Below are 18,072 nucleotides of genomic sequence, written 5' to 3'. Positions count from 1 at the left end.
GCCGCGAGAGGCGCCGCGCGCCGGAGTACCCGGCACGCGCGGAAGGGCCGGCCCGGCGGCCACCGCCGGGCCGGTCTCCCTCACCCCGCGGCCACCGCCGTGTCCATCCCGGCCAGCACCAGCGCGAGCCGCGCGTCCCCGTCCGGGGTGAGCCGGACGGGGACGCCCCAGTCCTGCTGGTGGACGTGACACGCGGGATACGGGTTCGGGTTGTCGGAGGTGTCCTCGTCGCAGGACGCCGCCATCGCCGAGACGTGCAGCACGCCCTCGGCCACCGCGGGGTCGAGCACCAGGTCGCGGTACAGGTCCGTCCCCTTGCCGCCGCCCTCCACCAGGAGTTCCGGCGGAGTGGCGCTGACCAGCAGCCGCGTCGAGGGCCCGTAGCGCTCGTCCAGCTTCTGACCGGGCGGCGCCGAGAAGACCACGTCCAGCCTAAACGGCCCGGCGGCCACGTCGGTGGCGGCCCGCCGCGTACGGTGGGCGACCGCGTCGACCCGTACCGCCGCCTCGGGCAGCCGCATCCGGGTCAGCCGGTGGGCGGCCGACTCCACGACCACGACGTCGCCCTCGACCACGGCCGCGTCGGAGGGCTCACGCAGCCCCGTGGCCAGCGTGGAGACCTCGCCGGAGGCGGGGTCGTAGCGCCGCAGCGCGTTGTTGTACGTGTCGCTGACCGCGACCGAGCCGTCCGGCAGCGCGGTGACGCCCAGCGGATGCTGGAGCAGGGCCTGCCCGGCCGGGCCGTCGCGGTGGCCGAAGTCGAACAGACCGGTGCCGACGGCGGTGCGGACGACGTAACCGGTGCCGTCGGGGGCCTGCTCGGCCCAGCGCAGGGCCGAGGTCTCGGAGTCGGCGATCCACAGCCGCCCGCCGGCCGCCGAGAGTCCCGACGGCTGGGCGAACCAGGCGTCGCCCGCGTGCCCGTCGACCAGGCCCTCGTTGGTGGTGCCGGCGGCCACCTCCACCCGTTCGGTCGCGGGGTCGTACGTCCACAGCTGGTGGACGCCCGCCATCGCGATCCACACCCGGTCCTCGAACCAGGCGATGTCCCACGGCGAGGACAGGGCGACCTCGCGGGCCGGGCCGGAGTTCGGCGAGCCCTGCCACCACTGCTTCCCGGTGCCGGCCACCGTGGTGACCCGGCCGGTCTCCAGGTCGAGTCGGCGCAGCGCGTGGTTGACGGTGTCGGCCACGATCACCGAGCCGTCCGGCAGCATGGCCAGGCCCTGCGGCTCGCTGAACCGCGCGGTCGCGGCGTCGCCGTCCAGCAGGCCGCGCTCACCGGTGCCGATCCGCCGGACCACGCTCTCGCCGTCGGCGGCCAGCTCCACCAGCGCGTGCCGGGTGGAGTCGCTGACCAGGTAGTGGCCGGTGCCCGGGACGGCCAGCACCTTGCCGGGGAAGCGGAGGTCGGTCGCGACGGGCTCGGGCGGCACATAGGGGCCGTCACCGTGCCGCAGGGTGCCCTTGGCGGCGTGCTCCTCCTCCAGACGGGTGACGAGCTTCTCCAGCGCGTGCGCGTGGCCCTCTCCCGCGTGCTGCGCGACCACGTACCCCTCGGGGTCGATCACGACCAGCGTCGGCCAGGCCCGCACCGCGTACTGCTTCCAGGTGCCCATCTCGGGGTCGTCGAGCACCGGGTGGTGCACCCCGTAGCGCTCCACGGCGTCCGCGACCGCCTGGTGCTCGGCTTCGTGCACGAACTTCGGAGAGTGCACGCCGACGATCACCACGGTGTCGCGGTGGCGCTCCTCCAGCTCGCGCAGCTCGTCCAGTACATGCAGACAGTTCACACAGCAGAAGGTCCAGAAGTCCAGGATGACGATGGATCCTCGCAGGTCGGCGAGGGTGGGCCGGCGGTCTCCGGTGTTCAGCCAGCCGCCCTTGCCGATCAGTTCGGGGGCGCGGACTCGTGCACGTGCGGTCATGCCCCCATCCAACCGCATCACCGGGGGTAGGCGTTCCCCATGAAATACGTGGTGCGGGAGAAGATGTTCGCCATCGGCGACGACTACTGGATCGAGGACGAGCGCGGCGAGCGCGCGTTCTACGTAAACGGCAAGGTCATGCGGCTGCGGGACACCCTGGAGCTCCAGGACCCGGGCGGGGCCGTGGTCGCGGTCATCCACAAGAAGCTGGTCAGCCTGCGGGACACGATGCTGATCGAGCGCGGCGGCGACACGCTGGTCACGGTCAGGAAGAAGCGGCTGACGCTGTTCCGCGACGTCTACCGGGCCGAGCTGGCCTCCGGGGAGGAACTGGAGGTGCGCGGGGACATCATCGACAAGGAATACGACATCGAGTACGAGGGCGACCGGCTCGCCCGCATCTCCCGCAAGTGGTTCACCCTCCGGGACGCGTACGCGGTCGACGTGCAACGTGAGGACGCCGACGCGGGCATGCTGATCGCGATCGCGGTGTGCGTGGACCGCCTGGTGGAACGGGAGCACGAAGAGGAGTAGCGGGCGCGGCCGCCGTACGTACGCCTAAGGCGTCGGCATTCCCAGCACACGGTCCCGCAGGACCGGGAACTCCGCCCGGGTGGCCGCCACCCGGGCGGGGTCCAGCTCGACGGTCAGCAGCTGCTCGCCCGGCCCCGCCTCGGCCAGCACCTCGCCCCAGGGGTCCACCACCATGCTGTGGCCGGCCTGCTCGACGCCCGCGTGGGTGCCCGCCGTACCGCAGGCCAGGACGTACGCCTGGGACTCGATCGCCCGCGCCCGGACCAGCACCCGCCAGTGCGCGAGCCGGCGGGCCGGCCAGCCGGCCGGGACCACCAGCACCTGCGCGCCCGCGTCCAGCAGCAGCCGGAACAGCTCGGGGAAGCGCAGGTCGTAGCAGGTGGCGAGGCCGAGGACGGCCTGCGGCAGCCGGGCGGTGGCGATCCGGTCACCGGCCGTCATCAGCACGGCCTCGCCCCGGTCGAAGCCGAAGCGGTGGATCTTGCGGTACGTCGTGTGCAGCGTGCCGTCGGGCGCGAAGAGCAGCGAGGTGTTGTAGAGCGGGCCGCCCTCCTGGGAAAAGTCCCGCTCGACGACGGAGCCCGCGTGCAGCCACACCCCCGCGTCGCGCGCCGCCGCGCCCATCACGGCGGCGGTCGGTCCGCCGGCCGCCTGTTCCGCCTCCGCGGCGAAGGCGTCCGCCGCGAACGCGCCGACCGGCCACAGCTCGGGCAGCACCACAAGGTCCGCCCCGGCCTGGGCACGGACCAGTCGGGCCGCCCTTTCCCGGCGGTCCGCGACCGTTTCCTCCGTGTCCACGTCGATCTGCACAAGCGTTGCGCGCACCGGGTCACCGCCCATACGTTGGGTCGTCAAGTCGGGCCTACCATCGTCACTCGAAAGCACTGCGTGGGCGCCCGCGCGCAGCGTAACTTAGGCGCCAACCACCACGACCGCGCACCGAATGTCGAGGGGTCCCGTCCCGTGACCGTCCACAGCAAGCTCCAGCCGTACATCGACGCCTGGACCCACTCCGTAGAATCCATCAACGACATGGTCTCGCCACTGACCGAGGGGGAGTGGAGCCGGCCCACGGACTGCCCCTACTGGTCCGTGCGCGACGTCGTCTCGCACGTCATCGGCTTCGAGTGCGAGCTGCTCGGCGACCCGCGACCGATCCACAGCCTGCCCAGCGACCTGCGGCACATCAAGAACGAGTGGGCCCGCTACACCGAGGTGCCGGTGGACATCCGCCGCCACCACACCGCGCCCGAGATGACCTCGGAGCTGGAGTACACCATCATCCGCCGCTCCCGGCAGCTGCGGAACGAGTCCCGGCAGCCCGACCACGAGGTGCGGGCCATCGGCGGCGGCGAGATCACCCTCGAAGAGCAGCTGTGGGAGCGGGTGTTCGACGTGTGGGTGCACGAGCAGGACCTGCGCCGGGCGCTCGACAAGCCGGGCAACCTCGCCTCCGCCGCGGCCGTGTTCTCCCGCGACCTCATGCTGCGCGCGCTGCCCAAGCTGGTCGCGCACGACGCGGGCGCCAAGCCCGGTTCCGCGGTGGTCTTCGACGTGCACGGGCCGCTGGAGTTCATGCGGACGGTACGGGTCGACGCGGAGGGCCGCGGCACCATCGACTCGGCGGTCTCGCTCGGCCCGGCGGTGACCTTCGTGGTGGACTGGGAGACGTTCCTGCGGCTGCTGGCCGGGCGGGTCAGGCCCGCCGCGGTGGCCGACCGGCTGAAGATCGAGGGCGACCCGGAGCTGGCCGAGGCGATCCTGTCGCACATCACGGTCACCAAGTAGGCCGGGGCGGTCGGAGGGGACGACGGTGACCCCGCGATCGGAGTGGGCGGAGTGGTCGATCCAGTCCGAAAGAGGCATGGCGTAACGGCCGTCCGGTGGCATCCGGACGGCCGCCTCTCATTTCGGTGACGCCCGGTGGCGACGGCGCCGGCGGCTGCACCAGCTGTGACGGTCCGGTGACGGTACGGCGACGAAAGAACGGCATTCTGCCCGAGAAGGCTGAGTTGGGCGAGTAAGGTGTGGCGCAATACCACGCACCCGCACTGCTCGCACGTCAACGTCCCCGGCACGGCGGTGGGTTGTTCGGCCTCCCGCCATGAGGTACCGATTGATGTCAGCCCAGAGTTCGCCGTTATCCGTCCCCCCCTCCGACCGGCGCCCAGCGCGTACCGCCTGGACCGTCGTGTTCCCGCTCGCCGTCGTCGCGGCGGCGGGCGCGGCCTGTGTCTGGGCGGCGGCCCGGGTGAGCACCGTGGACCGTCCGTTCGTCACCGTGACCGGTGGGGCGGGCGCCGTACTGCTGGGTGTCGCGGTGGCGCTCGCCATGTCGCGGCACCGGCTGCGTCGGGAGCTGCGGTTCCGTACCGCGGAATTACAGGCGGAGGCGGCGCGGGAGGCGGAGCGGTACACGGAGGCGGCCCGGCTCGCCGCCATCGACCTGGAGGCCGCCCAGAGGTCGGCGCGGGCCACCGAGGTGCAGCGCAGGACCGCCGCCGAGGCGCAGTTGTCGCTGCGGGCGGCGCTGAAGTCGGAGACCACGCGAGCGGCGGCACTGGAGGGCGAGACGGCCCGGCTGGCCGAGGTGACCATCCCGCTGGCGGTGGACCGGCTGCGGGCCGGCGGCTCGGCGGACACCGTGCTGTCCCGGCTGCCGCAGCCCACCGGGCCCGCACACCAGAGGCTGCTGGGCGTGCTGGTCCAGGAGATCGCGGCCAGCGAGCGGATGCGGGCCGCCGGGATGGCGGCCTGCGCCAGCGCCGCCGGCCGGCTCCAGGCGCTGACCACCGGGATGCTGGCCGATCTGCGGGAGATGGAGGACCGCCTCGGCGAGGATGTGCTCGGCGACCTGCTGCACCTCGACCACTGCACCGCGCAGGCCGGGCGGCTGGCCGACAGCGTGGCGGTGCTCACCGGGGCGCGCTCGGGGCGCCGGTGGACCAAGCCGATCGTGATGGAGAGCGTGCTGCGCGGCGCGATGGGCCGGATCGACGCCTACCAGCGGGTCCGGCTGCACTCCACCAGTACGGCGGCGGTCGCCGGTTACGCGGCCGAGGGCGTCATGCACGCGCTGGCCGAGCTCATGGACAACGCCTGCAACTTCTCGCCGCCGACCGAGGAGGTGCACGTCTACGTACAGGAGACGCACTCCGGAGTGGTCGTCACCATCGAGGACGCGGGCCTGGTGATGCCGGACGCGACGCTGGTCAGGGCGCAGAAGCTGGTCTCGGGGGAACCGCTGGACCTGCGGTCGCTGTCCGGCACCCGGCTGGGCCTGGCGGTGGTGGGCTGCCTGGCCCGCAAGCACGGGCTGCTGATCTCCTTCCGGCCGTCCTCGCGGGGCGGTACGGGCGTGGTGGTGCTGATCCCGCCGAAGATCCTCACCCGGTCGCCGGCCGAGCAGGCCGCCGACTACCCGGCGGAGGACGGCGGTTACGGCGACGGTGGGTACCAGGGCAAGGCCCCGTACCAGGGCGGCGCCGGATACCAGGCGGCCGGCGGCTACCAGCCCGAGGGCGGCGCGGAGTTCGCCGGCGGCCGGATGGCGCAGGGTGATCCGCAGGGCGCGGCCGGGCACGCCCGCCCCGGCCAGGGCCACCAGGGCGGGCCCGGGGGGCGGTCGGCCGCCGTACCGCTGCCCAAGCGGGCCCGCGGCCAGACACTGGCCGCCGCACAGCACGGCGACCTGACCGCCGACCCGGTGGCGGCCTGGCTCGACCCCTCCCCGGAGGAGGCGGCGCGGGCGGCCCGGTCGCGGGCCGGGGCGGGGGCGAGGTTCAGCGCGTTCCGGGACGCGGCGGCGGGGCGCAAGCCGCCGCAGGCGCGTCCCGGGACCCACGAGGAGGGCGCGCTCCCGGCCCGCGGGCCCGATGGCGAGGGCAGCGGCGCGAGCGGCTCCCAGGGCAGTTCCCTGGCCGGCTCCCAGGGCAACGTCCAAGGCGGTCTCCATGACGGCGCGGACAGCGGCGGCCAAGGCGGCGGCACGCCCGGAGTCGCGTTCGGAGGCCGGCCCGCCGGCACCCGCCCGTACCCGTCCCGGGTGGAAACGGCCGACACCGGCTATCTGACGGACGCCGACTACGCCGCCGACTACCCCGCCGACGACGAGCTGCCGGCCGGGAGCCGGGGCCGTGACACCTTCGGGGGATTCAGCGGATTCGGCGGATTCGCCCCGGGCGGCGGCGGGTACGGCGATTTCGGCGGGGAGGACGGGGGCGCGGGCAACACCGTACCGACCGGGCCGCCGCCGGGAGGGGACAGTGACAGATGACCACCACCGACCACGAGGGTCTGGACTGGCTGCTGGAGACACTGCTGGCGCGGACACCCGGCGCCCGACACGCGCTGGTGCTGTCCCGGGACGGCCTCAAGCTGTGCCTGTCGTCGGGGCTCTCGGTGGACCGGGCGGACCAGCTGGCCGCGATAGCCTCCGGCATCCAGGCGCTGGCCCACGGCGCCTCGATGGAGTTCGGCGACGGCAGCGGCGGGGTCCGGCAGTCCATGACCGAGTTCCACGGCGGCGTCCTGTTCATCGTGGAGGCCGGCGAGGGCGCCCATCTGGCCGTGGTCGGTGAGGAGTACGCGGACGCCGGCGTCATCGGCCACCACATGAACGAGCTGGTCGAACAGATGGGCAGCCGGCTGCGGACCGACCCCCGCATCGCGTCCCGTACGGACCCCACCGCCGCGGACGGCACCCGCCCGGGCTCCCTCGACGGCACGCGCGGGAAGCGGCGGGCATGAACCGCGGGCCGGTCGACAGCGGCGAACCTGACCGGCTCTACACCGTCACCGGGGGCCGCAGCCGCGCGCAGGAGTCGCCGTTCGACCTGGTGACGATCGTGGTCGCGGAGAGCGAACCGGTCCTCGGGATGCAGTCCGAGCACGTACGGATCCTGCGCCTGTGCCGCCGTCCGACCGCCGTGGTGGAGGTGGCCGCGTACCTGGGGCTGCCGGTCACGGTGGTGAAGATACTGCTGGGCGACCTGCTGGACGCGGGGCGGATCAGCGCCCGGCATCCGCGCAGCGCCCGGTCCGGCGACCGGGTCCCGCCGCCGGAGACGCTGAAGAAGGTGCTGCGTGCCCTCCAGAACCTTTGAACCACCGGAGTACCCCGAGCACTCGGGGCAACCGGGACGGCCGGGACAGCCGGACCGGTGGGCGGAGTCCGGCGGCAGCGGGCCGCCGCTGCGCGACACCGCGAGCGACGGGCTGAAGATCGCGATCGTCGGCGGCTTCGGCGTCGGCAAGACCACGCTGGTCGGCGCGGTCAGCGAGATCCGGCCGCTGAGCACCGAGGAGACCATGAGCCGCGCGGGTGTCGGCATCGACGACCCGGCCGGGCTCGGCACCAAGCAGAGCACCACCGTCGCCTTCGACTTCGGCCGGATCACTCTGGATGACGAGATGGTGCTGTACCTGTTCGGCGCCCCCGGCCAGGAGCGGTTCTGGTTCCTGTGGGACCGGCTGTTCTCCGGCACCATGGGCGCGGTGGTGCTGGTCGACACCCGCCGGATCGCCGACTCCTGGTACGCCATCGACCGGCTCGAACACCACGGGCTGCCCTTCATCGTCGCCCGCAACAACTTCGGCCCGCCGCAGCACTCCCTGGCCGAGCTGCGCGAGGCGCTGTCGCTGCCGCCCGGGGTGCCGCTGATCGACTGCGACGCGCGGCGGCGGGACTCCGCCAAGCGGGTACTGATCACGCTTGTCGACCATCTGCTGGCCTACGCTTCGTCCGCTTGGGAGTCCATACCGTGACGTCGTACCAGGGCCAGGGCCCGGGCCCGGTGCCCGAGGCCCCGTTGGAGGGTCCGGGGAGCTGGACCATCCCCGTGGCACCCGACGGCCCCGCGCCGGGGGAGCCGGACACCGGCCCCTATCCGCACCCGGGCGGCCCGCCGACCCCGTACCGGGGCGTGCCGGTGGCGCCGCAGCAGGCCGGCCACCAGCCGGTCCCGCCGCCGGCCGGGTACCAGGCCGTCCCGCAGCCCGGCGCCTACCAGGCCGCCGCGCGCCCCACGGTGCCGACGCCGCAGCCCAGTCTTCCCGGTGGGCGGCCCCCCGAGCAGTTGAACGTGCCGGCCGTGCTGCCGCTGCACCCGGACGCCGCGCCGGTACGGCTGCACTCGCCGGCCTTCCAGCGCGACCCGGCCGCGCTCTACGCGATGCTGCGCCGGGTGCACGGATCGGTCGCGCCGGTGCTGCTCGACGCCGACCTGCCCGCCTGGCTGGTGCTCGGCTACCGCGAGGTGCACTACGTCACCGGCAACCCGGAGCTGTTCGCCCGCGACTCGCGGCGCTGGCACTCCTGGGACCGGGTGCCCCGGGACTGGCCGCTGCTGCCCTTCGTCGCACACAACGCGTCGGTGCTGTTCACCGAGGGCGCCGAGCACCGGCGGCGGGCCGGCGCGATCTCCGAGGTGCTGGCCGGGGTCGACCAGTTCGAGCTGCGGTTCGAGGCCGAGCGGGCCGCCGACGCGGCGGTGGACCGCTTCGCGGGCGCCGGGCGGGCGGAGCTGATGGCGGAGTACGCCGGGCAGGTGCCGCTGCGGGTGCTCGCCGGGCTCTTCGGATTGCGCGACGACGAGACCGCCGAGCTGGAACGCGACACCGCCACGGTGCTGAGCGACGGGCCCGACGCGGGAATGGCGTACGCCCGTATCCGCGGCACCATGGAGCTGCTGCTGGAACGCCGTCGGCACACCCCGGGGGCCGATCTGCCGTCCCGGCTGCTGGCGCACCCGGCGGGGCTGACCGACGAGCAGATCGTGCAGGACCTGATCGCCATCATCGCCGCCGGGCAGCAGCCGACCGCCAACTGGATAGGGAACACGCTGCGGCTGATGCTCACCGACGACCGTTTCGCGGTGTCGCTGTCCGGCGGCCGGCGCAGTGTGGGGCAGGCGCTCACCGAGGTCCTGTGGACGGACACCCCGACGCAGAACTTCATCGGCCGCTGGGCCACCCGCGACACCCAGCTCGCCGGGCGGCACATCCGCGCGGGCGACCTCCTGGTGCTGGGTTTGGCCGCGGCCAACACCGACCCGCAGGTCTGCCCGGTCGCCCCGGCCGACGGCGGCGCCACCCGGGGCACGGCGGGGGCCGGCGGCAATCAGGCGCACCTGTCGTTCAGCCACGGCGAGCACCGCTGCCCGGCGCCCGCGCCGGAGATCGCCGAGGTGATCGCCACCGCGGCCGTCGAGGTGCTGCTGGACCGGCTGCCCGACCTGCGCCTGTCCCGGCCGCCGGAGGAGCTGTCCTGGCGGCCCTCGGTGTGGCTGCGGGGGCCGGCGGCGCTGCCGGTGGAGTTCACTCCGCTGATCTGACCACCCGCCGATCCGACGGCCGACCGGACCGACCACCCGCCGGACCGGGCCGAGCCGGACCAACCACCCGCCGGACCGGGCCGGGTCACCCCGGCCCTGCCCCGCCCCGCCCCGCGGCTCAGTCGCTGACGGGCGCGGGCGCCGTACGGTGCACGCTCTCGATCCGGCTGACCGCTATCCGCTCCCGCTCCAGGCGCTCGCTGGCCCGCCGCAGCCGCAGGATCTGGGCGGTGCCGAACGCCTGGAGGACGAAGACGCTGCTCCAGGCGACGCGGTAGTTGTCTCCGGTCGCGTCGAGCAGGACGCCGACGGCGAAGAGGGTCAGGACGGAGGCGGTGAAGCCGCCGAGGTTGACGATGCCGGACGCGGTGCCGAGGCGTTCGGGCGGGTTGGCCGGGCGGGCGAAGTCGAAGCCGATCATCGAGGCGGGCCCGCAGGCGCCGAGCACCACGCAGAGCAGGACCAGCAGCCACAGCGGGTCCTGGCCGCCCGGCCAGGCCAGCACGCCCGCCCAGGCCGCGGCGGTGGCGCCGATCACCCCGAGGGTCAGCGGCATCCGCAGCCCGTGGTGGCGGCCGATGAGCTGTCCGAAGACCAGGCCGAACAGCATGTTGGCGAGCACCACCAAGGTGAGCAGGCCGCCCGCCGCGCCGCGCGACAGCCCCTGGTCCTCGACCAGGTACGGCAGCCCCCACAGCAGCAGGAACACCATCCCGGAGAACTGGGTGGTGAAGTGCGTCCACATGCCGAGCCGGGTGCCCGGCTCGCGCCAGGAGTCGGTGATCTGCCGCCGCACGTAGGCGGCGCCCAGGTGTTCCGCGGGCGCGGGCTCGTGCCCCTCCGGGTGGTCCTTGAGGAAGAGGGCCACCAGGACGAGGACGAGGGCGCCGCCCAGCGCGGTGCCGAGAAAGGTCGGCGTCCAGCCGGCCGAGTGCAGCAGCCGGGACAGCGCGACGGTCGACACCAGGTTGCCGGCCACCCCGAAGAGCGCGGCTCCCTGCGAGACCACAGGTCCGCGCCGGGCCGGGAACCAGCGCGCGCCGAGCCGCAGGACGCTGACGAAGGTCATCGCGTCGCCGCAGCCCAGCACCGCGCGGGCGGCCAGCGCCATCCCGTACGAGTGGGACAGCGCGAACGCGCCCTGCCCGGCGGTGAACAGCACCGCACCGAGCATCAGCACCCTCTTGGTGCCGAGCCGGTCCACCATCAGGCCGACGGGTATCTGCATGCCGGCGTAGACCAGCACCTGGAGGATGGAGAAGGTGGAGAGCGCGGAGGCGCCGATGTGGAAGCGGTCGGCCGCGTCGATGCCGGCCACGCCGAGGCTGGTGCGGTGCACGACGGCGACGAAGTAGACGAGGGTGCCCACGCCCCAGACCAGGACGGCCCGCCGGCCACCGGGCGGGTCGCCGGGCAGCACGTTGTGCGGCGTCTTGTGCGCGGTGGCCCTCACGACTGGCCCCGGGCGAGGGTGTTCACCCAGGACACGTGCCGGTCGACGACCGCGGCGGCGGTGTCCGCGGCGCCGTCGCGCAGCGCCTCCAGGATCTCGGTGTGCTCGGCGATGTTCTTGGCGACCCGGCTCGGCTCGGCGTGCATCGTGGCCACACCCATCCGCAGCTGCCGGTCGCGCAGCTGGTCGTAGAGGTGGGCGAGGATGCGGTTCCCGCCGGCGCGCACGATCTCGGCGTGGAAGCCGCGGTCGGCGGCGGCGAACGCCGCCAGGTCACCGGTCTCGGCGTGCCCGCGCTGCTCGGCCAGCGACTCCTCCAGGCTGGCGATCAGCCGCTCCGGCACCGCGCCGACCAGCTTGGCCACCGCGTGCTGCTCCACCAGCAGGCGGGTCTCCACCACGTCGGCGATCTCCTGCGCCGAGACGGGCAGCACCAGGGCGCCCTTCTTGGGGTACAGCTTGAGCAGCCCTTCGGCCTCCAGCCGCAGCAGGGCCTCCCGTACCGGGGTTCTGGACACCCCGACGGCCTCGGCGAGATCCCCTTCGGTGAGGAGCGTGCCGCCTTCGTAGCTGCGGTCCAGCACGGCGGACTTGACGTGGGAGTAGACCCGCTCGGCGGCGGGCGGGGGCTTGGGCGCGGCAACCGTGTTCATGATGTGCACATCATAGATACATCAGGAATCCCGCAGATACCCGGTTCCACGATCCGGACAGCCCACAGCGCCGCACGGGTGGGGTGCGGATCCCGGGCGCGTCCCCGGACGGCGCGATCCCCGGCGGCGCCGTCGCGGGCGCGGTGAGGACCTTCCCGGGGCAGGAGGCGGGCGCCCTCACCCGGCGTCGGTGACGTCGGGCGGGCGCGGCCGGGTCAGAGCTTGTTCATACCGGAGTACGGGCTGACCACTCGGGTCTGACGGTCGCCGCCGAAGTCGACGAGCATGGCGATCCCGTCCTCGACGCCGATGATCCTGCCCAGGCCGTAACGGTCGTGCGAGACACGGTCTCCCAGCTCGAACCGCTTGACCGGCGGGGCGACCGGGACGTTGAAGGGGCTGGTGGGGAGGTGGCGCCGGGGCGCGGCAGGTTTCGTCATCGTGCTACCAGTATGCGCTGCCCCGGCCGGGAGCGGTTCGGCGCGGAGGCAACGATGACGAGTCGATTTGGGGACGGCGGCCCGGGAGGGGGCAAGGCGGCCCCTGTCGCGCTCAGCCGTTTTCACCGTTCGCGACTGGGGCAGGGGAGAACCCGTGCGACGCGTCAAGGTTTTTCTGGGGGTGGCGGCCGGCGCCGCGCCGCTTCTCACAGCGGCCTCGTCCACGCCCGCGCAGGCGGCGAGCGGCTCGGTCACGGTGACCACCCTCGACCGGACCGGCGCCAAGGTCGGCAGCCAGGTGTCGGTGGTCGACCGCGCCTCGCACGCGTCGTACGGGACGGCCGGCGGGCGGACGCTGGCGCTTCCCAAGGGGCGGTACGCGGTCATCGCCGACGTGCAGACCGCCAAGGACGGCACCGACACCCCGGGCGCCCGGGTGGTGACCGTGTCGGCGTCCAAGGTCGCCGCCACGGTCGACGCCCGCAAGGGCCGCCGGCTGAAGGTCGCGCTGTCCCCCGAAGCTGGGGGCGGGCTACGACCAGCCGCTCGACGCCCGGCTGTGCGTGGGCACCGACGCGATCGGCAGCGTCGACCTGGAACGACGGCCGCCACCTGTACGTGGTGCCGAACGCCCCTAGGACCTGCGGCCGGGCTACCTGTCGAGCTGGACCGGCACCGACGACTCCCAGGACCCCTACGCGGCGACCGGGCTCATCGTGGGGCTGCCGAGCAGCCCCGGCGGCACCTTCCACACGTCCCTGATGGCGCGTATCGCGATCCAGGCCCGTTGCGGGCCGGCCGGCAGCCCGCAGGCGGACGTGACGCTCCAGCCGCAGGGCCCGGCGTGCCAGCTGGACCTGTCGGCCGGCGAGATCCGCAGCGCCGACACGCCCTTCGGCCTCACGGCGCACGTGACCGCGGCGCGCTGGGACGTGCGCTCCGACACGTTCGCCGACGTCAAGGGTGTGAACGAGGACATCGGCGGCGGCACGCACGCGATCAACGCCACGGCGAAGTCGTCGTACGCGCGGATCTTCCAACGGTTCTTCTAACGGTCGGCCTGGGGACCGCCCGCGCCGTGCCGTACCTCGCCGGGGGCCGGCTGGTCTACGACACCGAATGGGCGTTCCGGGACCCGTCCACGGAGGGCTTGGAGGGCAGCAACACCGGCACCACCGAGCTGGCCTACGGCGGCAGGACCGTCGCCAAGCGCAACCAGTCCTCCCGGGGCGACGGCGACAGCACCTTCACCGCCCAGGTCAGGTCCATCGGCTGGTACACGCTGAGCACCTTCGCCAAGCGCTACCGGCCCGGCTACACGTACGGCATCGGCTGACGGCCGTCAGGGCCGCAGAGTGCTCACCAGGTCCGCGGTCGAGACGACGGTGGACCGGATACTGGGCGCCAGGCTGCTGGAGGCGAGCAGGAAGCCGAGCAGCACGCAGGTGAGGGCGTGGCCGGGCTTGAGGGAGCGGTGGCGCATGAACGTCACCGTGAGGGCGAAGAGCAGCAGCACGGCGGAGACCGAGACGACCATACGGCGATGGCAGCAGACGCCGAGCGGTCGGTGCAGGTAACACGCAGACCGGAGGGCTCGGACATTTGTACGCCCGAGCCCTCCTTTCGTGGCACGGTCCTACCCGTCGCGGTCCTACCCGTCGCGGTCCGGTGCGGCACGGCTCCGGTGCGGCACGGCTCCGGGCGTCGCGGACCGGGACCGTCACGTCCAGGTGATCATCCGCTGGGGCTGCTCCAGGACCGCCGCCACGTCCGCCAGCACCTTGGAGCCCAGCTCGCCGTCGACCAGCCGGTGGTCGAAGGACAGCGCCAGGGTGGTGACGTGCCGGGGCTTCACCTTGCCCTTGTGCACCCACGGCTGGAGCTTGACCGCGCCGAACGCGAGGATCGCGGACTCGCCGGGGTTGAGGATGGGTGTCCCGGTGTCGATGCCGAAGACGCCCACATTGGTGATGGTGACGGTGCCGCCCTGCATGGTGGCCGGCGACGTCCTGCCCTCGCGGGCGGTGGTGACCAGTTCGCCGAGGGCCGCCGCCAGTTCGGGCAGCGTCTTGTCCTGCGCGTCCTTGATGTTGGGCACGATCAGGCCGCGCGGGGTGGCCGCGGCGATGCCCAGGTTCACGTACGACTTGCGCACGATCTCCTGCCGCTCCTCGTCCCACGACGCGTTGACCTCCGGGTTGCGCCGGACGGCGACCAGCAGGGCCTTGGCGACCAGCAGCAGCGGACTGACCTTCAGACCGGCGAAGGCCCGGTCCTCCCTGAGCTTTTGGACCAGCTTCATCGTCCGGGTGATGTCGAACGTCACGAACTCGGTGACGTGCGGCGCGGTGAACGCGCTGGCCACCATCGCCTGCGCGGTGGCCCTGCGGACGCCCTTGACGGGGACCCGGGTCTCCCGCGCGGCGCCGCCGGCCGCGACGGCCGGTTCGGGCGCTTCGGTCGAGGTGAGCCGGCCGGGCGGGACCGCGGCGGCGCGGATGTCCTCCCGCGTGACCTCGCCGTTGGGGCCGGTCGGCACCACCGTCGCCAGGTCGATGCCGAGGTCCTTCGCGAGCTTGCGCACCGGCGGCTTGGCGAGCGGCCGCTCGACGGACGGCGCGGGCTCCGGGGCGAGCGGGGGCGCGGCGGCCCGGACCGGCGGGGACGCCGGAGCGGAGACCGGGGCGGGCGCGGGGGCCGAAGCGGAGGCCGGGACCGGCGCGGGAACCGCGTGCCCGTTGGCCTCGGTCGGCTGCTGGGGCACCGCCCCGGCCGTCCGCGGCCCGTCCGACGGCCCCTGCGGCTTGCGCGCCCGCCGGGTGGTGGCCGAGGCCGCGACCCCGTACCCCACCAGCACCGCTTCCCGCTTGCCGCCCTCGGCCTGGTCGGGACCGGCGCCGGCGGCGCCCGTACCCGCGGCGGGCTCGGGCTCCGCGGTCCGCGGCGCGCCCCCCGCCGACGGCTCACCGGTGGAGGCGGCCCCGCCGGCGCCCTCCCCCGCCTCCACCACGATGATCGGCGTGCCGACGTCGACCGTCGTGCCCTCGCCGAAGCGGATCTCGCTGACCACCCCGTCGTACGGAATGGGCAGCTCGACGGCCGCCTTGGCGGTCTCCACCTCGCAGACCACCTGCCCGTCGGTCACCGCGTCGCCGACCCCGACGTACCACTTGAGGATCTCCGCCTCGGTCAGCCCCTCGCCGACGTCCGGCATCCTGAACTCGAGAAACCGCTGCGTCCGTGCGGTCATGGTCGTCACAACCCTCTCCTCAGAACGCCAGCGCGCGGTCGACGGAGTCGAGTACGCGGTCCAGGCCCGGCAGATACTCGTCCTCCAGCCGGGCCGGCGGGTAGGGCACGTGGAAACCGCCCACCCGCAGCACCGGCGCCTCCAGATGGTAGAAGGACCGCTCGGTGATCCGCGCCGCGATCTCCCCCCCGGCCCCGTAGAACACCGGCGCCTCGTGGACGACGACCAGCCTGCGGGTCTTCTCCACCGACGCCTGGATCGTGTCGAAGTCGATCGGGGACAGCGACCGCAGGTCCAGCACCTCCAGGTCGCGGCCCTCGTTGGCCGCCGCGGCGGCGGCCTCCAGGCACACCTTGACCATCGGCCCGTACGCCGCGAGCGTCAGATCGGTGCCGGGCCTGACCACGACCGCCTTGTGCAGCCCGCGCGGCACCGCCCCGACGTCGACCGCGCCCTTGTCCCAGTAGCGCCGCTTGGGCTCGAAGAAGATCACCGGGTCGTCGCACTCGATGGCCTGCTGGAGCATCCAGTAGGCGTCCGACGGGTTGGCCGGCGACACCACCTTCAGTCCGGCGATGTGCGCGAACAGCGTCTCCGGCGACTCACTGTGGTGCTCCACCGCGCCGATGCCGCCGCCGTAGGGGATGCGGACGACGACCGGAAGCTTGATCTTGCCGAGCGCGCGGGCGTGCATCTTGGCGAGCTGGGTGACGATCTGGTCGTACGCGGGGAAGACGAAGCCGTCGAACTGGATCTCCACCACCGGCCGGTAGCCGCGCAGCGCCAGGCCGATCGCGGTGCCCACGATGCCGGACTCGGCCAGCGGGGTGTCGATCACCCGGTCCTCGCCGAAATCCTTGTAGAGGCCGTCGGTGATCCGGAAGACGCCGCCGAGCTTGCCGACGTCCTCGCCCATGATGAGGACCTTGGGGTCGTTCTCCAGGGCCTTGCGCAGCGACTCGTTGAGGGCCTTCGACATGGCCATCTGGGGTGCCGTCTCGCTCATGTCAGTGCCCCTTCCCGGAGGCTGCCGCGGGACCTTCGGAGTGCTCGGGGGCGTCGGCGAAGGCGGCCTGGTAGGCCGCGAACTGCGCGCGCTCCTCGTCGACGAGGGGGTGGCCGTCGGCGTAGGCGTTCTCGAAGATCGCCATGGTCTGCGGGTTCGGCATGTTCCGGACCCCGTCCCGTACCCGCTTGGCGAGCGCGTCCGCCTCGGTCTCCAGCGCGGCGTGGAACTCCTCGCCGGCCAGTTCCTGACGGTCGAGATAGCTGCGCAGCCGGGCGATGGGGTCCTTGGTGGCCCATTCCACCCGCTCGTCGTCGCTGCGGTAGCGGGTCGGGTCGTCGGTGGTGGTGTGCGCGCCCATCCGGTACGTGAACGCCTCCACCAGCATCGGGCCCTGGCCGCTGCGGGCGTGCTCCAGGGCCGCCCGGGTGACCGCCAGCACGGCGAGTACGTCGTTGCCGTCGACCCGGACGCCGGGGAAGCCGTAGCCGGCCGCGCGCTGGTAGATCGGCACCCGGGACTGCTTCTCGGTCGGCTCGGAGATCGCCCACTGGTTGTTCTGGCAGAAGAACACCACCGGCGCGTTGTAGACGGCCGCGAAGGTGAACGCCTCGGCCACGTCGCCCTGGCTGGAGGCGCCGTCACCGAAGTACGCGATGACCGCGGCGTCCGCGCCGTCCTTGGCGATGCCCATCGCGTATCCGGTGGCGTGCAGGGTCTGCGAGCCGATCACGATGGTGTAGAGGTGGAAGTTGTTCTCGTCGGGGTCCCAGCCGCCGTTGTTCACGCCGCGGAACATGCCCAGCAGGTTCAGCGGGTCGACGTCCCGGGTCCAGGCGACGCCGTGCTCGCGGTAGGTGGGGAAGATGTAGTCGTCCGGACGGGTGGCCCGCCCGGACCCGATCTGGGCCGCCTCCTGGCCCAGCAGCGAGGCCCACAGCCCCAGCTCGCCCTGCCGCTGCAGGGTGATCGCCTCGGCGTCGAAGCGGCGGGTCAGCACCATGTCGCGGTACAGGCCGCGCAGCTCTTCCGGCGTCAGGTCGATGGAGTACTCGCTGTGCTCGACGCGCTCGCCCTCGGGGGTCAGCAGCTGTACGAGCCCAGGCTCGTCCCCACGGCGCTTCGCGCCGCCGCGGGTCGGCCTCCGCGCGGCAGTGCTCTTCACGCTCACGTTCACTCCTCCGTCTGTCCGGCCCCCGGGGTCTGCCGGGAAGCCAGTGCGGCTCACCTGGTCCGGCGTGACGCACGGGGTGTGTGCGGCAGGGCCGGTCCAGGCGTATAGACGCCCCGGCGATGGGCCTGCAGAACAGACGTTACCCACAAGTTCCGCAATCGCGCGAAGCCTTCCCACCTGCGGTTTTGCTTTGATTTCCTAGTAAACGGCATCGTGGGGGGCGTTCCCGCAGGCCACCGGGACAATCGCACCGTATCCCGGATGCGGAAAGTACGTAAGAGGCAGGGAGATCGTCGCGGT

General features: G+C 73.3%; 18 protein-coding genes. 9 read left to right on the top strand and 9 right to left on the bottom strand.

The annotated features are described in order from the left end of the window. Positions 1 to 80 precede the first annotated feature (80 nt). Complete coding sequence (locus tag RLT57_RS15275) at positions 81 to 1,928, bottom strand: NHL domain-containing thioredoxin family protein (RefSeq protein WP_311297942.1); 1,848 nt, start codon at positions 1,926 to 1,928, stop codon at positions 81 to 83. A 39-nt stretch (positions 1,929 to 1,967) separates the two neighbouring features. On the opposite strand from RLT57_RS15275, the gene RLT57_RS15270 reads away from it, so the two are divergent. After that, positions 1,968 to 2,462 carry an LURP-one-related/scramblase family protein gene (locus RLT57_RS15270; RefSeq protein WP_311297941.1) on the top strand — a complete coding sequence of 165 codons (495 nt, stop codon included), beginning with the start codon at positions 1,968 to 1,970 and terminating at the stop codon, positions 2,460 to 2,462. Between the two features lie 24 nt (positions 2,463 to 2,486). On the opposite strand, the gene RLT57_RS15265 is transcribed toward RLT57_RS15270, so the two are convergent. After that, complete coding sequence (locus RLT57_RS15265; protein WP_311297940.1) at positions 2,487 to 3,287, bottom strand: carbon-nitrogen family hydrolase; 801 nt, start codon at positions 3,285 to 3,287, stop codon at positions 2,487 to 2,489. Positions 3,288 to 3,425: 138 nt separating this feature from the next. Here RLT57_RS15265 and RLT57_RS15260 point away from each other — a divergent pair, with 138 nt between their 5' ends. The 6 genes from RLT57_RS15260 (at position 3,426) to RLT57_RS15235 (ending at position 9,796) form a co-directional block, all read left to right on the top strand. Further along, complete coding sequence (locus RLT57_RS15260; protein WP_311297939.1) at positions 3,426 to 4,250, top strand: maleylpyruvate isomerase family mycothiol-dependent enzyme; 825 nt, start codon at positions 3,426 to 3,428, stop codon at positions 4,248 to 4,250. 331 nt (positions 4,251 to 4,581) lie between these two features. Continuing rightward, the gene (locus RLT57_RS15255) at positions 4,582 to 6,738 is read left to right on the top strand and encodes a sensor histidine kinase (RefSeq protein WP_311297938.1); all 2,157 of its coding nucleotides are present in this window, start codon (positions 4,582 to 4,584) and stop codon (positions 6,736 to 6,738) included. Further along, a complete protein-coding gene (locus tag RLT57_RS15250; RefSeq protein WP_311297937.1) occupies positions 6,735 to 7,211 on the top strand; it encodes a roadblock/LC7 domain-containing protein in 477 nt (158 codons plus the stop codon). Before RLT57_RS15255 ends, RLT57_RS15250 begins: the two co-directional genes overlap by 4 nt. Then, positions 7,208 to 7,567, top strand: a complete 360-nt coding sequence (locus RLT57_RS15245; protein WP_311297936.1) for a DUF742 domain-containing protein — start codon at positions 7,208 to 7,210, stop codon at positions 7,565 to 7,567. Before RLT57_RS15250 ends, RLT57_RS15245 begins: the two co-directional genes overlap by 4 nt. An 88-nt stretch (positions 7,568 to 7,655) precedes the next feature. Then, positions 7,656 to 8,228, top strand: coding sequence for a GTP-binding protein (locus tag RLT57_RS15240; protein ID WP_311300726.1), 573 nt, complete (start codon positions 7,656 to 7,658; stop codon positions 8,226 to 8,228). 317 nt (positions 8,229 to 8,545) lie between these two features. Beyond that, positions 8,546 to 9,796, top strand: coding sequence for a cytochrome P450 (locus RLT57_RS15235; RefSeq protein WP_399129852.1), 1,251 nt, complete (start codon positions 8,546 to 8,548; stop codon positions 9,794 to 9,796). Positions 9,797 to 9,914: 118 nt separating this feature from the next. On the opposite strand, the gene RLT57_RS15230 is transcribed toward RLT57_RS15235, so the two are convergent. From RLT57_RS15230 to RLT57_RS15220, 3 genes are all read right to left on the bottom strand, one after another. Further along, entirely contained in the window at positions 9,915 to 11,249 is a 1,335-nt protein-coding gene (locus RLT57_RS15230) for an MFS transporter (protein WP_311297935.1), read from the bottom strand. Continuing rightward, on the bottom strand, positions 11,246 to 11,902 hold the full coding sequence (locus RLT57_RS15225) for a GntR family transcriptional regulator (protein WP_311297934.1): 657 nt from the start codon (positions 11,900 to 11,902) through the stop codon (positions 11,246 to 11,248). The genes RLT57_RS15230 and RLT57_RS15225 overlap by 4 nt, the downstream gene beginning before the upstream one ends. Positions 11,903 to 12,117: 215 nt before the next feature. Next, complete coding sequence (locus RLT57_RS15220) at positions 12,118 to 12,342, bottom strand: hypothetical protein (RefSeq protein ID WP_311297933.1); 225 nt, start codon at positions 12,340 to 12,342, stop codon at positions 12,118 to 12,120. Positions 12,343 to 13,058: 716 nt separating this feature from the next. Here RLT57_RS15220 and RLT57_RS15215 point away from each other — a divergent pair. After that, complete coding sequence (locus RLT57_RS15215) at positions 13,059 to 13,394, top strand: hypothetical protein (protein WP_311297932.1); 336 nt, start codon at positions 13,059 to 13,061, stop codon at positions 13,392 to 13,394. Between the two features lie 26 nt (positions 13,395 to 13,420). After that, entirely contained in the window at positions 13,421 to 13,678 is a 258-nt protein-coding gene (locus tag RLT57_RS15210; RefSeq protein WP_311297931.1) for a hypothetical protein, read from the top strand. 6 nt (positions 13,679 to 13,684) lie between these two features. Here RLT57_RS15210 and RLT57_RS15205 read toward each other — a convergent pair whose 3' ends face one another. The 4 genes from RLT57_RS15205 to pdhA all read right to left on the bottom strand — a co-directional run bounded on the left by RLT57_RS15205 (position 13,685) and on the right by pdhA (position 17,769). Then, positions 13,685 to 13,879, bottom strand: coding sequence for a hypothetical protein (locus tag RLT57_RS15205; RefSeq protein WP_311297930.1), 195 nt, complete (start codon positions 13,877 to 13,879; stop codon positions 13,685 to 13,687). Positions 13,880 to 14,062: 183 nt separating this feature from the next. Continuing rightward, complete coding sequence (locus RLT57_RS15200) at positions 14,063 to 15,592, bottom strand: dihydrolipoamide acetyltransferase family protein (protein WP_311300724.1); 1,530 nt, start codon at positions 15,590 to 15,592, stop codon at positions 14,063 to 14,065. Between the two features lie 19 nt (positions 15,593 to 15,611). Beyond that, the gene (locus RLT57_RS15195) at positions 15,612 to 16,598 is read right to left on the bottom strand and encodes an alpha-ketoacid dehydrogenase subunit beta (protein WP_311297929.1); all 987 of its coding nucleotides are present in this window, start codon (positions 16,596 to 16,598) and stop codon (positions 15,612 to 15,614) included. A gap of 1 nt (position 16,599) precedes the next feature. Beyond that, positions 16,600 to 17,769 (bottom strand): pyruvate dehydrogenase (acetyl-transferring) E1 component subunit alpha, encoded by a 1,170-nt coding sequence (pdhA, locus tag RLT57_RS15190; RefSeq protein ID WP_311297928.1) that lies wholly within the window; start codon positions 17,767 to 17,769, stop codon positions 16,600 to 16,602. Between the last annotated feature and the right edge of the window lie 303 nt (positions 17,770 to 18,072).

The organism is Streptomyces sp. ITFR-21, from assembly GCF_031844685.1.
Lineage (GTDB): Bacteria > Actinomycetota > Actinomycetes > Streptomycetales > Streptomycetaceae > Actinacidiphila.
The sequence above is the reverse complement of the archived record's forward strand: the minus strand, read 5'-3'. Positions and strand labels throughout refer to the sequence as shown.